We start from the raw sequence: 13471 nt of genomic DNA, 5'->3' as shown, positions 1-13471 counted from the left end.
CCCGATTTATCATGTTTAGCTGGCTTAAAAATGCACAGCACAAAGTGGCATGACAAGCACGATTGGCATAGCAGAAGCCAGAATCAGATCTAAACTAATATCCATGCCCATCGGGATGGGTAGAGACCAACAAGAAACAACAACGAGGTAGTCAATTCATGACATTTGCTTTGGGGCAGCGCTGGATTAGCGATACGGAAAGCGATTTAGGTTTAGGTACCGTAGTAGCAATGGATGCTCGTACTGTGACATTGATGTTTGCAGCATCAGAGGAAAACCGAGTTTACGCACGTAACGATGCACCAGTTACCCGAGTAACGTTCAACGTCGGTGATGTCATCGATTGCCAAGAAGGTTGGTCATTAAAAGTTGAAGAAGTACTGGAAGACGAAGGTCTATACACCTATTTCGGTACTCGTGAAGACACGCAAGAAACGGCGATCGTGCTGCGTGAAATCTTCCTAAGCAACCACATTCGTTTTAACAAACCGCAAGACAAGTTGTACGCAGGTCAAATCGACCGCATGGACAACTTCGTACTTCGCTACCGTGCGCTACAAAACCAATTTGAACAGCACAAGAGCCCAATGCGTGGCCTGTGTGGTATGCGCGCAGGTTTGATCCCGCACCAACTTTACATCGCACACGAAGTCGGTCGTCGTCATGCGCCGCGCGTATTGCTAGCGGATGAAGTTGGTCTTGGTAAAACCATCGAAGCGGGCATGATCATCCACCAGCAAGTACTGGCGGGTCGTGCGGAGCGTATTCTTATCGTGGTGCCAGAGACACTGCAACACCAGTGGCTCGTTGAGATGATGCGTCGTTTCAACCTGCACTTCTCTATCTTTGATGAAGAGCGTTGTATTGAAGCGTTCGCAGAAGCAGAAAACCCATTCGATACGCAGCAATACGTATTGTGTTCACTGGATTTCCTACGTAAGAGCCGCAAGCGTTTTGAGCAAGCGCTAGAAGGCGAGTGGGATCTATTGGTTGTCGATGAAGCGCACCACCTAGAGTGGAGCCAAGACAAACCAAGCCGCGAATACCAAGTGGTAGAAGGCTTGGCAGAACGCACTGCGGGTGTACTATTGCTAACGGCAACACCAGAACAACTTGGTCGTGAGAGTCACTTCGCTCGTCTACGTCTGCTAGATCCAGATCGCTTCTACGATTACGACGCATTCGTTGAAGAAGAAGAGCAATACGCACCTGTTGCGGATGCTATCACGTCGTTATTCTCTGGTGAGAAACTGCCTGACGAAGCGAAAAACCAAATTACTGAACTGCTTTCTGAGCAAGACGTTGAGCCGCTATTCCGCATTATTGAAAGCGACAGTGATGAAGAAGCGAAAGCGTCAGCACGTCAAGAGCTGATCGACAACCTGATGGACCGTCACGGTACTGGTCGCGTTCTGTTCCGTAACACGCGTGCTGCAATCAAAGGCTTCCCGAAGCGTAACGTACATCTGATGCCAATGGACATTCCGCAACAGTACACCACGTCAATGCGTGTATCAGGCATGATCGGTGGCAAGATGACGCCAGAAGCTCGTGCGGTGAAGAACCTTTACCCAGAAGAAATCTTCCAAGAATTTGAAGGCGAAGATTCAAGCTGGTGGCAATTTGATTCTCGTGTGAACTGGCTGCTAGAAAAAGTAAAAGAGAAGCGCAGCGATAAAGTATTGGTTATTGCTTCTCGTGCAAGCACTGCGCTGCAACTTGAGCAAGCATTGCGTGAGCGTGAAGGTATTCGTGCAACTGTATTCCACGAAGGCATGTCGATCCTTGAGCGTGACAAAGCGGCTGCTTACTTTGCACAAGAAGAGGGTGGCGCGCAGGTTCTTATCTGTAGCGAAATCGGCTCAGAAGGTCGTAACTTCCAGTTTGCTAACCAACTTGTGATGTTCGATTTGCCGTTCAACCCAGACTTGCTAGAGCAACGTATTGGTCGTTTGGACCGTATCGGTCAGAAGCGTGATATCGACATCCACGTGCCTTACCTAAAAGGTACATCACAAGCGATCCTTGCGCGTTGGTTCGATGAAGGTCTAAATGCGTTTGCTGAAACCTGTCCAACAGGTCGCGCGGTTTACGATAAGTACTCTGATGCGCTGATTGAAATGCTGGCGTCTGGTGATGTTTCAAACCTTGATGAAGTGATTGAAGAATCAGCGAAGATGAACAAAGAGCTGAAATCACAACTTGAGCAAGGTCGTGACCGCCTGCTAGAAATGCACTCAAATGGCGGCGACAAAGCGCAGCAAATCGTTGAGAAAATCGCATCGACAGATGGCGATACAAACCTAGTGACATTCGTGTTGTCTCTGTTCGACACCATTGGTTTGAACCAAGACGACAAAGGCGAGAACGCACTTGTGGTGACGCCATCTGAGCACATGATGGTACCAAGCTACCCAGGTTTGCCATACGAAGGCGCGACAATCACGTTTGACCGTGATACTGCGCTGTCTCGTGAAGATATGCACTTCATCAGTTGGGAGCACCCAATGATTCAAGGCGGTATCGATCTACTGATGAGCGAAGGTGTGGGTACCTCTGCGGTTTCTCTACTGAAGAACAAAGCGCTACCTGTGGGCACTATCCTACTTGAACTGGTATACGCGGTGGATGCACAAGCACCGAAACGCAGCGGCATTGCTCGTTTCCTACCGAAGACGCCAATTCGCATGATGATGGATGCTCGTGGTAACGATCTGTCTTCTCAGGTTGAGTTTGAAGGTTTTAACCGTCAGCTTAGCCCGGTAAACCGTCACCTAGGCAGCAAGCTAGTGACATCAGTACAGAAAGACATTCACAGCCTAATCGAAGCAGGTGACGCATTGGTTGAGCAGAAAGTGGAAGAAGTTCGCAAGCAAGCGCATCAAGACATGCAACAAAGCTTGAATGCAGAGCTTGAGCGTCTACAAGCACTGAAAGCGGTTAACCCGAACATCCGTGATGAAGAAATTGAAGCGATTGAAGAGCAAATCAAAGAGCTAACAGGTTACATCAACCAAGCTCAGGTTCAGCTAGACTCGCTACGTCTGATTGTGGTCAGCCATAACTAATCAGCGTTCATACAAACGAAAAAAGGTCTTCAATTGAAGACCTTTTTCTTTATCTGAGCTTTGTTTACCTACGGGCTAAGTTAGTCGCTCGCAGATAATTACATCAACCACTTCCACCAAATAAACAGCGCTAAGAAGCCGAATAAGTAAATCAACCCAGCAATCGACAACCACTTCAATTTACGACCCAATGCCAATGGCTTAGGTAAGTCCGTTTTACTCACTAGAATGTAGTTCAATAGCGCGAAAAACGGTGTCGTCATAAATGCCAGCACCATGGCAAAGTCCAACATTGGCAGCAGTGCCGAAGCCCAGAACACAACAATACCTAAAGCTAGTAGCGATACGATCAGCATGATCGCAGACGTCGCTTTCGGATCGGTTTCTGGCTGTGAGCGCAGCAGGCGCTGAGAGTCTGAAATGACACGTGAGTAGCCATCAATCACTGTAATCGTACTACCGAAGATACAGAAGAACGCAATCACTGCAATTAGGTAACGTGACCACTCACCAATGGTCGAAGCGTACAAGCCAACAAGTTGGTGAGAGAAGCCAACTCCTGAGCTCTTAAGCTCGATGCCCGAGCCGTGTAGCATCAACGCACCTAGCGAGACAAACACCAAAGCCAATACCGCCGTGCCAATGTAGCCGACGTTGAAATCAAACAGGGCCGATTTTGCAGTAACTTCTTGTTGGCTAGTTTGGCGCTTTAACCACGCAGACGTTAAACAAGAGATTTCGATTGGAGCAGGCATCCAGCCCATGGTCACAACGATAAAGCCGATTGCTGCAATTGACCACGGAGAAGGGGATTCAAAGTTCGCAACAGGCTCTACAGGGTTACCAAATGCAATCGCCACCGCCAGCAAAGTCGCAATGGTCAGTACCGTCATGATGGCTTTAGAGAGTGTATCTAGCGCTTTGTAATGACCAGCAAATAGGATCACCAAGCACGTGACCAATACGATGATGCTGAGTGATGCCATCGACAATGAAAATGGAATGAAGTAGCCCAATAAGCTAGCACTGAACATCAACAGGGCTGCTGTATTGATTACCGCTGAAACAGCACTAAGAAACAAGAACAACCACAAGTATGGGCGACCAAGCTTTGCATAGCCTTCAACCAGAGTTTTACCTGTGCCCATGGTGTATTGCACGCCTGCTCGGAAGAATGGGTATTTAAAAAGGTTTACCAGCAGGATGAGCGCCGCGAGTTGCCAGCCGTAGATCGCCCCGGCTTTGGTGGATGCAACAAGGTGAGAACCACCGACGGCAGCTGAGGCCATGAGAATACCAGGGCCAAGGGAGCGGAAGAATTGCGAGACTTTGGATTGGGGTTGATCGGATACTGCGGATTCCATTTATTATTGTCCTTTTTGTGTCAACTAGTGCTTATAAATAACATTACCGCTCAGCTTGTCAATTTATATTTACGAAGTGATTTTTTTAATTTTTCTCTTCGTTATTGACTTGGTTGTTTTTGTTATTTCTAAAAGTTATATCGATGGTAAAAAGAGGCAGGATTTAAGCGATTTTTCTGCATGCATCTTTGCATCTCTTGGGTATAATCAGCGCGTTTTTATTCTGTAGAGATCCAGCCCATGGCAATGCTTGAGTACAATCCACCAACCGACCCTTGGATTGATGTCGTTTTTGAAGATGAGCAAATTTTGGCGGTAAACAAGCCATCTGGTTTGCTTTCTGTGCCGGGGCGTCTTGCTGAGCATCACGACAGTATGTGGAGTCGCTTAACCGAGCAATACCCAGACATTCAAGTCGTGCATCGTTTAGATATGTGCACTTCTGGCTTGATGGTACTCGCTAAAAACAAACGTGCAGAAAGTGCGTTAAAAAAGCAGTTTCAATACCGATTAACGCATAAGATTTATTACGCGCGCGTTTGGGGACATTTAGAGCAAGAAGAAGGTGAAATCGATCTGCCGTTGATTTGTGATTGGCCGAATCGTCCATTGCAGAAAGTGTGCTTTGAAGATGGCAAACCTTCTAAGACGCTGTTCCAAGTAGCGAAGCGAGAAGAACATCCAGATGGTTCAAAGACGACGATTGTACGTTTGTTGCCGAACACTGGTCGCTCACACCAATTACGAGTTCACATGCAAGCATTAGGTCACCCGATTGTGGGCGATGAGTTTTACGCAACTGAAGAAGCGAAAGCCTTCTCTGAGCGCCTTGAACTGCATGCCGCTGAGTTGAGCTTTTACCATCCGAAATGCCATTGGCTGCGCAGCATCTTTGTTCCTTGTGATTTTTACCCGGAAGCGGAAGCGATGATCTTTGACTATTTCGACCCAGCGCGTAAATTACCAGATTACAAAACACTGCCTCGCCCATAAATTCATCTTTAGGCAGTGAACAAGGAGTTGTTATGTCACTGCCTAAAGTGGTCTTCCTCGACCGCGCGACCATCCCTGCTCAAATTCAAATACCTCGTCCAAGCTTTGCCCATGATTGGGTAGAATACGATCTGACTTCTTCTGAACAAGTTGTTGAGCGCCTTTTTGATGCGGACATCGTGATCAGCAACAAGGTGGTGCTCGACCAATCTGTTCTCATTCAACTTCCTAACCTCAAGATGATTGCCGTCGCAGCAACGGGCTTTAATAACGTCGATGTAAACTACTGCGCCGAGCACAACATCGCGGTTGCCAACGTGCGAGGTTATGCGACTCGGTCTGTACCAGAGCACGTTATTGCAATGCTGTTTGCTTTGCGTCGTAACTTGTTTGGTTATCATCAAGATATTGCTGCAGGTGAGTGGCAACGCAACAAGCAGTTCTGTTTCTTTACGCATCCGATTGGAGACGTTGCAGGTAGCACCTTAGGTTTGGTTGGCAGCGGCACATTAGGTCAAGCAACGGCAAAACTGGCAAAAGCATTAGGTATGAATGTGTTGTTTGCCGAGCGTAAAGGCGCAACAGAGTGCCGAGAAGGCTATGTTTCTTTTACCGAGATGTTGGAGCATGCGGACGCCATCACTCTGCATTGTCCACTGAATGATGAAACACGGAATTTGATTGGTGAGGCAGAACTCAAGCTGATGAAGCCTACATCGATTTTGATTAATACCGGACGTGGCGGCTTGGTGGATGAACAAGCTTTAGTGGATAGCTTAAAACACGGTGAGATCGCAGGGGCAGGGTTTGATGTCTTTACCCAAGAACCAGCCGATGAGAGTAATCCGTTGATTGCCAATATGCACTTGCCGAATCTATTGCTGACGCCACACGTTGCCTGGGGCAGTGATTCATCGATACAGCGTTTAGCTGAGATCTTGATAGAGAATATTAACGCCTTTGAACGTGGCGAAAGCCTTAATCTTTTGGCGTAATGCCAGAAATTAGGCATGAAAAAAGCAGACACAAAGGTCTGCTTTTTACTTTCTTAAACGCCGAATTAAATTTCTTCTTCTTCGTGCGCTTTTAGAATTTGGAAGATTTCGCGGTAAGATTTTGCTGGTTTACCGGCTTTCTTCTCTTTCGCTGCTTGGCGAGCAAGTTGGCGTAGACGCTGACGATCCGCTTCTGGGTACAGTTCCATCACGTCATCAATCGCTTTATCGCCTTCTTCTACAACACGATCACGCAACGCTTCTAGCTTGTGCAGAGCGGCTGTCGCTTGTGAGTACTTGTTGCGGACTTTGTCCAGTGCCGCTTGAATTGGCTCTGGATCTTCGTAACGCATTAACTTACCGATGCGTTGCAGTTGACGACGGCGTGCTTCGTTTTTAAAGCGCTGCGCATCAGCAATTGCTTCGCGTAGGTCTTCGCTCAATGGAAACTTTTCGAGAACTGCTGGCTTAAGGCCGACAAGCTCTTCGCCAAGCTTTTGCAGCTCTTCCATGTCTCGCTTCATCTCGGATTTACTTACCCAGATGATCTCTTCTTCTGGTTCCCATGGCGCTTTTTGATTCTTACGTGCCATTTCAGTTGCCTGTGTTTTGATTAATATTATGACTATTTTAACAAGAATCGTGGGGAGAAAGCGAAATTCTTGTTATTCTATTGTACATCGAATACATGATGTGAAAGACAATGGATATTAAACAGCAGGTTGCTGAGCAACGTACCGAGCTAGAACAAGCCGTTTCACGTGCACTAGAAATCGCTGCGGCGAAGTCTGATGCCGCTGAAGTCGCAATCACCAAGAGCACGGGTTTGAGTGTTTCCACTCGCATGGGTGACGTGGAAAACGTTGAATTCAACAGCGATGGCGCACTGGGCATTACTGTCTACCGTGGTCAACGCAAAGGCAGCGCTTCCACATCTGACTTGAGCGAAGCAGCTATTGAGCAAACGGTATTAGCGGCGCTAGATATTGCTCAATACACATCAGAAGACCCATTCGCAGGTCCCGCTCCAAAAGAATACATGGTGAAAGAGGTGCCTGACTTAGACCTTTTCCACCCAGACGCACCCGATCCAGATTACGCTGCACAAGTTGCGATTGCTGCTGAAAAAGAAGCGCTGAACTACAGCGATGCGATTAAGCAAAGCGATGGTGCGAGCTACGACAGTCACTACGGCGTTAAGGTTTACGGTAACAGCCACGGCCTGCTAGCAAGCTACGCATCGAGCCGTCATAGCACCAGCTGTTGTGTGATTGGTGTAGGTCAAAACGGTGAGATGGAACGCGATTACAGCTACACCGTTGCTCGCCATCGTGACGATCTTTGGTCACCAAAAATGGTCGGCCGCAAAGCAGCTGAGAAAACCATCAGCCGCCTTGATGCGCAAAAGCTTAAGACTGGCAAATACCCAGTGATGTTTGCTGCGGACGTAGCGACAGGCTTGATTGGTCACTTAGTGATGGCAATCAGCGGTGGTAACCTGTACCGCAAGTCTTCTTTCCTATTGGATCACCTTGGTAAGCAAGTATTGCCAGAGTGGTTCAACATTTCTGAGCGTCCACACGTACTACGTGGCTTGGCTTCAAGCCCATTTGATAGTGAAGGTGTATACACACAAGATCGTGAAATCATTACTGATGGTGTATTGGCTACTTACTTGTTAACCAGTTATGCGGCTCGCAAGATGAAGATGGATCCAACGGGTCACGCTGGTGGCATCCACAACTGGTACGTGAACTCTACCGGTCAGAACTTCGAGCAAATGCTTAAAGAGCTGGGTACAGGTCTACTGGTAACAGAAACCATGGGGCAAGGCGTGAACGTTGTGACTGGCGATTACTCTCGCGGTGCAGCTGGTTTCTGGGTCGAGAACGGTGAAATCCAATACCCAGTGTCTGAAATTACCATCGCGGGTAACCTGAAAGACATGTTCAACCAGATTGTTGCTGTGGGTAGTGATGTAGAAACACGCTCGCAAATCCAAACGGGTTCTATCTTGTTGGATACTATGAAGGTTGCTGGTGAATAAGCTTGCTAACCGCTAGATACGAAAAAGCCTGATGTGTTCATCAGGCTTTTTTATTGCTCGTTATCAGCGGCTCACTAGAAAGACTAAATCATCAAGGTTGCGAGACCGAGGAAGACCGACAGACCAATCACATCGGTTACGGTCGTCAGCGCCATACCACCTGCGAGGGCTGGGTCGATGTTCATTTTCTTCAGTAATATAGGAATGGTAACACCAGCAACCCCCGCCACCAGTAGGTTGGTTAGCATAGCTGCTGAGATAATCCCACCAAGCATCCAGTTACCTTTCCAAGCAACCACAATACCACCGATGATCAGCGCCCACATAATGCCGTTCAGCAAGCCGATGGCGGCTTCTTTCATCAAGAGTTCGCGTTTGTTCGAGTCACCGATATGACCGAGTGCTAAGCCTCGGATAACAAGCGCTACAGTTTGGTTACCCGCTACACCACCCATAGAAGGGACGATGGTCATCAAAACGGCAATCGCTGCCATCTGATCGAGTGTGGCTTCAAACATGTTGGATACTGAAGCGGCGGCAAGTGCAGCAAGTACGTTGGCACCTAACCAGATACTACGTTTACGCGCCGATTTAACGACCGGAGCGAAGGTATCTTCGTCGTCGTCCATACCCGCCATACTCATCATTGAGTGTTCAGCATCTTCACGGATAACGTCGACTACGTCATCGATGGTGATACGACCGACAAGATGCTGGTTTTCATCCACAACCGGAGCTGATACCCAGTTACGACGTTCAAACAGGCTTGCTACGTCAGAGTCACTGGTATCAACAGTAATTGCATCGTCGGCGTCTTCCATCACTTCACTGACTTTGACATCAGGTTGCGTGGTGATCAGCGTGGTGATCGGCAGTTCACCAATCAGTTTGCTGTCATCATCAATCACGTACAGTGCATCGGTCGCTTCGGGTAGTTCGCCTTTCATGCGCAGGTAACGCAGGACTACGTCGACATCAACGTCACCACGAATGGTGATTACGTCGGTGTTCATCAGTCCACCTGCGGTATCCTCAGGGTAGGATAGGGCGGTTTCAACGCGCAGACGATCGGCGGAGTCCATCTGAGAGAGAACTTCACGTGAGACGTCGTCAGGCAAGCTACGCAGTACGTAAGCCACGTCATCGGTGTCCATGCCTTCTGTCGCTTCTGCAAGCGCTTCAGGAGCCATTTTGGACACAAGACTGTCTTTAACGTCTTCGTTTAGCTCGTCAAGAATCTCACCGTAATCTTCTGGGTCGGTAAGTTGCCAAAGAACCTCACGACTTTTACGCGGAGAGGCTTCTAAAAGGTGGGCAATATCCTCAGGCTCCATGTCCTGAAGTTGGCGACGAACATGGACGAAGCGGCCGTTTTCCAGCGCTTCAGTGACTTCTTGGAGGGCTTGGTGAGCTTGGTCGAATTCTATTTGCTCTGCCATTCATTCCTCCCAATTCCTGATATTTACAATGCTTTGAATAATAACTTAATTCTAGGCACCTTTTAATAACAACTTATGAAAGTCGACAAAATTATTTATCGGAATTTAAGTAGGAGGTGAAACTTATGTGGGATATCTGGCTAGAGATAATAAAAAAGCGAGTGAATCACTCGCCTTCATCAAACTTATCTTCAATCAAATGACAAACCGCATCAAGGGCTTGCTCAGATTGATCGCCGGTGGCGTGGATAGTCACGTATTGTCCTTGGGCGGATTCCAGCATCAGCAACCCCATGACGCTGTCTGCGGTCGCGGTTTTGTCTTCTTCGTTGTCGATGGTGATCACCGCATCGAAGCTTTGCGCCAGTTCTACCAGTTTAACCGCAGCACGGGCGTGCAAGCCTAAGCGGTTTTGGATCAATACTTTACGACTTATTTCCACCGTTATTCCTTAACGTTCTTTTCCAATGAAGTGTGGCGAATTTGTACTTGATGGCCTTTATCAGCGAAGAACTCACCGATTTTTTGCGTGAGATAAACCGAGCGATGTTTGCCACCAGTACAACCAATCGCAACCGTTAGGTAGCTGCGGTTGTTTTTCTCTAGCAGTGGTAACCACGTCTCAATGAAGCTCTCAATTTGGTATTTAAGATCAAGTACAGACTGGTGTTGTTCTAGGAAAGCACCGATTGGCGCATCTAAGCCAGTCAGTGGGCGCAACGCAGGCTCCCAATGTGGGTTTGGCAAGAAGCGCACATCGAACACGTAATCGGCATCAGAAGGAAGGCCGTATTTGAATCCGAATGACTCAAACACCATGACTAAGTCTTTGCGATCTCGGCCCTGAACACGCATACGGATCGTTTCGCTGAGATCATGCAAAGATTGTCCGCTGCTGTTCAGCACTAAATCAGCGTGTGCTTTGAGTGGCATTAAGATCTCTTGTTCAAGCTCAATGGCTTGATCAAGCGACAATGACTGACTACCAAGCGATAACGGGTGAATCCGTCGTGTTTCACTGTAGCGAGTAAGGAGCGTTTCTTTATTCGCATCTAAGAACAGTATTGTTACATCCAGTTCAGCTTTCAGCTTCTCTAGGGTGGTGTTCAGTTCTTTGAGTTTCTTAGGAATGTTTCGAATATCAATGCTTACTGCAACGTTCTGTTTGCTCTCTGATACAGATTGAACAAACGCGTCAAGCAAGTTTACTGGTAGGTTGTCTACACAGTAATACCCCAAGTCTTCTAGTACGCGCAGGGCAACACTCTTCCCGGCACCGGAATGCCCGCTAACAACGATTAATCGCATGGTGATCGTCCTGATTACTGATGAATCATAATGTCGTAGAGTTCTTCATCACTCTGAGCGTTACGCAGGCTCTTTAGCACTTGCTTGTTGCTCAGGCGTTCTGCCATAGAGGATAGTGTTTTGAGGTGCTCTTTGCACTGTTCTTCTGGAACAAGAAGAGCAAAAAGAAGGTCGACAGGTCGGTTGTCGATAGCATCAAACTCAATCGCCTCGTCACATTGCAGTAATACGGCGATGGCTTTGTCGCTAGATTGCATTCTTGCGTGAGGGATAGCAATACCGTTGCCGATACCCGTACTACCCATTTTTTCTCTGCTGAGCATACACTCAAACAGTTCTGTAGAATCTTGACCCGTGTTCTCAGCAACAATTTGGCTGATCATTTCTAGGGCACGTTTCTTACTTGTACAATGGACTGCACTTTTGGTGCAGTCCAGTGACAGTATCTCGCTCAATTGCATGATTAATGACTGTTTAGTTTTTCTTTGTGCTTGTTAAGTTGACGAACTAATTTATCCACCAGCGAATCAATTGCTGCATACATACTTTCGTCGTTCGATGACGCGTGGATTTCGCCCTGATTGATGTGGAGCGTAGCTTCCGCTATTTGGTTGAGTTTTTCAACTTTTAGTACGACTTGGACTTGGTTAATGTGGTCGAAGAACCTTTCGAGCTTCTGAAACTTAGATTGAACATAGTCTTGCATTGAATCGGTAAGATCAACGTGATGGCCTTGAATATTGATTTGCATAGACTTTCCTTTTCAGTTGGTGCCTTAAAGTAGGCGTTTACGCTGACTTGAAGGGGCGATACCCAAGGATTCGCGATATTTCGCTATCGTTCGTCTCGCGACTTGAATCCCTTGGTCAGCCAGAAGAGCAGCAATCTTGCTATCACTCAGTGGTTTAGCGGTATTCTCCGCTGCGACCAGCTTCTTGATAAGAGCACGAATTGCTGTGGACGAACATTCTCCACCATTGTCTGTACTAACATGGCTAGAGAAGAAGTACTTCAATTCAAAAATGCCACGCGGGGTATGCATAAACTTCTGTGTTGTCACACGAGAGATTGTCGATTCATGCATGTCCACATCCAATGCTACATCGTTTAGTACCATTGGTTTCATGGCTTCTTCACCATACTCGAAGAAATCTTGTTGATGTTCAACAATACATCTTGCAACTTTGAGAAGCGTCTCGTTTCTGCTTTCTAGGCTCTTAATCAGCCATTTTGCCTCTTGCAAATTGCTGCGAATGTACTGGCTATCCGCACTGTTGCCTTTGCCTAGTTGCGCATATTGTTGATTTACTTTTAGTTTCGGAATGCTGTCAGGGTTAATGGATACAGTCCACTTACCATGATCTTTAAATACGGACACATCCGGAATGACGTATTCAGTGTCATCAGGTGTGATGCGGCTGCCTGGGCGAGGGTCAAGTTGTTGAATCAACTTCAATACTTCACGCAGGTCCGCTTCTTTAAGCTTAGTCTCTTTGATAACAAGCTTGTAGTCGCGATTACCAAGGTGATCGATATGATCGCTAAGAATCATCTTTGCTTCAGCAAGCCACGGCGTGTCTTCAGGGAATGTCGCCAGTTGCAGTAACAAGCACTCTTGTAGGTTGCGAGAAGCAACGCCAAGTGGGTCAAACTGCTGAATACGCTTACGTACTGCTTCTACTTCGTCCAACTCCACTTCTTCGTTGTCGAAGCTCTCGTGAATTTCTTCAGGAGAAAGGGTTAGGTAGCCGTAGTCGTCGATGGCATCGATGATGGCGAGGGCAATGGTGCGGTCGGTTTCACTGAAAGGTGTTAAATCTAACTGCCACATAAGGTAGTCATGCAGCGATTCGGTAGTTTCACCTTGGTAGACAGGCATGTCGTCGTCAAGCGCTAGGCCTGTGCTGCCGGTGTTTGCGCTGTAAACGTCATCCCAAGTGGTATCGATTTCTAGCTCAGAGCTGATTTCTGATTTCTCAATCACATCTGAACTGTCTGGCAGATCGGGCTCTGAGGCATCGTTGGCTTCGTTCGCACTGTTATCAGCAGATTCAGACGCTGATTTGTCTTCACCGTTTGCTTGAGGTTCTTCGTGGCCTTCTTCAACTTCCAGTAGCGGGTTGGAGTCAAGTGCTTCTTGGATTTCTTGTTGAAGATCGAGCGTCGACAATTGCAACAAACGAATCGCTTGCTGCAGCTGCGGCGTCATGGCTAACTGTTGACCTAGCTTGAGTTGTAATGAAGGTTTCATTCAGTG

12 protein-coding genes are annotated in these 13471 nt (G+C 47.5%); 4 read left to right on the top strand and 8 right to left on the bottom strand.

Annotated features, from left to right (window positions below):
* Nucleotides 1-158 precede the first annotated feature (158 nt).
* On the top strand, nt 159-3068 hold the full coding sequence (gene rapA, locus ATB78_RS23360) for an RNA polymerase-associated protein RapA (RefSeq protein ID WP_061010732.1): 2910 nt from the start codon (nt 159-161) through the stop codon (nt 3066-3068).
* 98 nt (nt 3069-3166) lie between these two features.
* On the opposite strand, the gene ATB78_RS23355 is transcribed toward rapA, so the two are convergent.
* Nucleotides 3167-4432, bottom strand: a complete 1266-nt coding sequence (locus ATB78_RS23355; protein ID WP_009707642.1) for a divalent metal cation transporter — start codon at nt 4430-4432, stop codon at nt 3167-3169.
* Between the two features lie 240 nt (nt 4433-4672).
* On the opposite strand from ATB78_RS23355, the gene rluA reads away from it, so the two are divergent.
* Nucleotides 4673-5425: a bifunctional tRNA pseudouridine(32) synthase/23S rRNA pseudouridine(746) synthase RluA gene (gene rluA / locus ATB78_RS23350; RefSeq protein ID WP_061010730.1), complete on the top strand. Its 753-nt coding sequence runs from the start codon at nt 4673-4675 to the stop codon at nt 5423-5425.
* Between the two features lie 32 nt (nt 5426-5457).
* A complete protein-coding gene (locus tag ATB78_RS23345; RefSeq protein WP_061010727.1) occupies nt 5458-6420 on the top strand; it encodes a D-2-hydroxyacid dehydrogenase in 963 nt (320 codons plus the stop codon).
* 65 nt (nt 6421-6485) lie between these two features.
* Here ATB78_RS23345 and yjgA read toward each other — a convergent pair whose 3' ends face one another.
* Nucleotides 6486-7013 (bottom strand): ribosome biogenesis factor YjgA, encoded by a 528-nt coding sequence (yjgA, locus tag ATB78_RS23340; protein WP_061010725.1) that lies wholly within the window; start codon nt 7011-7013, stop codon nt 6486-6488.
* Nucleotides 7014-7123: 110 nt separating this feature from the next.
* Here yjgA and pmbA point away from each other — a divergent pair, with 110 nt between their 5' ends.
* A complete protein-coding gene (gene pmbA, locus ATB78_RS23335; protein WP_061010723.1) occupies nt 7124-8467 on the top strand; it encodes a metalloprotease PmbA in 1344 nt (447 codons plus the stop codon).
* A gap of 83 nt (nt 8468-8550) precedes the next feature.
* Here the strand turns inward: pmbA and mgtE are convergent, their stop codons facing one another.
* The 6 genes from mgtE to ATB78_RS23305 all read right to left on the bottom strand — a co-directional run bounded on the left by mgtE (nt 8551) and on the right by ATB78_RS23305 (nt 13465).
* On the bottom strand, nt 8551-9906 hold the full coding sequence (mgtE, locus tag ATB78_RS23330; protein ID WP_005432861.1) for a magnesium transporter: 1356 nt from the start codon (nt 9904-9906) through the stop codon (nt 8551-8553).
* Nucleotides 9907-10072: 166 nt separating this feature from the next.
* Nucleotides 10073-10348, bottom strand: a complete 276-nt coding sequence (locus ATB78_RS23325) for an HPr family phosphocarrier protein (protein ID WP_005442213.1) — start codon at nt 10346-10348, stop codon at nt 10073-10075.
* 2 nt (nt 10349-10350) lie between these two features.
* Complete coding sequence (gene rapZ / locus ATB78_RS23320; RefSeq protein WP_061010721.1) at nt 10351-11214, bottom strand: RNase adapter RapZ; 864 nt, start codon at nt 11212-11214, stop codon at nt 10351-10353.
* A 14-nt stretch (nt 11215-11228) separates the two neighbouring features.
* Nucleotides 11229-11675: a PTS IIA-like nitrogen regulatory protein PtsN gene (gene ptsN, locus ATB78_RS23315; protein ID WP_020195889.1), complete on the bottom strand. Its 447-nt coding sequence runs from the start codon at nt 11673-11675 to the stop codon at nt 11229-11231.
* A 2-nt stretch (nt 11676-11677) separates the two neighbouring features.
* Nucleotides 11678-11965 (bottom strand): ribosome hibernation promoting factor, encoded by a 288-nt coding sequence (hpf, locus tag ATB78_RS23310; protein ID WP_005432838.1) that lies wholly within the window; start codon nt 11963-11965, stop codon nt 11678-11680.
* Between the two features lie 24 nt (nt 11966-11989).
* Nucleotides 11990-13465 (bottom strand): RNA polymerase factor sigma-54, encoded by a 1476-nt coding sequence (locus ATB78_RS23305; protein WP_005442216.1) that lies wholly within the window; start codon nt 13463-13465, stop codon nt 11990-11992.
* Nucleotides 13466-13471: the final 6 nt, after the last annotated feature.

The organism is Vibrio sp. CUB2 (genome assembly GCF_001557945.1).
Lineage (GTDB): Bacteria > Pseudomonadota > Gammaproteobacteria > Enterobacterales > Vibrionaceae > Vibrio > Vibrio owensii.
Note: the sequence above shows the minus strand (reverse complement) of the source record. Positions and strands in the feature narration are given on the sequence as shown.

Bases quoted from the DNA above. Each gene is read 5' to 3' on its own strand.
- pmbA (WP_061010723.1), top strand. From the start codon at position 7,124: ATGGATATTAAACAGCAGGTTGCTGAGCAACGTACCGAGCTAGAACAA.
- ptsN (WP_020195889.1), bottom strand. From the start codon at position 11,675: ATGCAATTGAGCGAGATACTGTCACTGGACTGCACCAAAAGTGCAGTC.
- ATB78_RS23305 (WP_005442216.1), bottom strand. From the start codon at position 13,465: ATGAAACCTTCATTACAACTCAAGCTAGGTCAACAGTTAGCCATGACG.
- yjgA (WP_061010725.1), bottom strand. From the start codon at position 7,013: ATGGCACGTAAGAATCAAAAAGCGCCATGGGAACCAGAAGAAGAGATC.
- rapZ (WP_061010721.1), bottom strand. From the start codon at position 11,214: ATGCGATTAATCGTTGTTAGCGGGCATTCCGGTGCCGGGAAGAGTGTT.
- mgtE (WP_005432861.1), bottom strand. From the start codon at position 9,906: ATGGCAGAGCAAATAGAATTCGACCAAGCTCACCAAGCCCTCCAAGAA.
- rapA (WP_061010732.1), top strand. From the start codon at position 159: ATGACATTTGCTTTGGGGCAGCGCTGGATTAGCGATACGGAAAGCGAT.
- ATB78_RS23345 (WP_061010727.1), top strand. From the start codon at position 5,458: ATGTCACTGCCTAAAGTGGTCTTCCTCGACCGCGCGACCATCCCTGCT.
- ATB78_RS23355 (WP_009707642.1), bottom strand. From the start codon at position 4,432: ATGGAATCCGCAGTATCCGATCAACCCCAATCCAAAGTCTCGCAATTC.
- hpf (WP_005432838.1), bottom strand. From the start codon at position 11,965: ATGCAAATCAATATTCAAGGCCATCACGTTGATCTTACCGATTCAATG.
- rluA (WP_061010730.1), top strand. From the start codon at position 4,673: ATGGCAATGCTTGAGTACAATCCACCAACCGACCCTTGGATTGATGTC.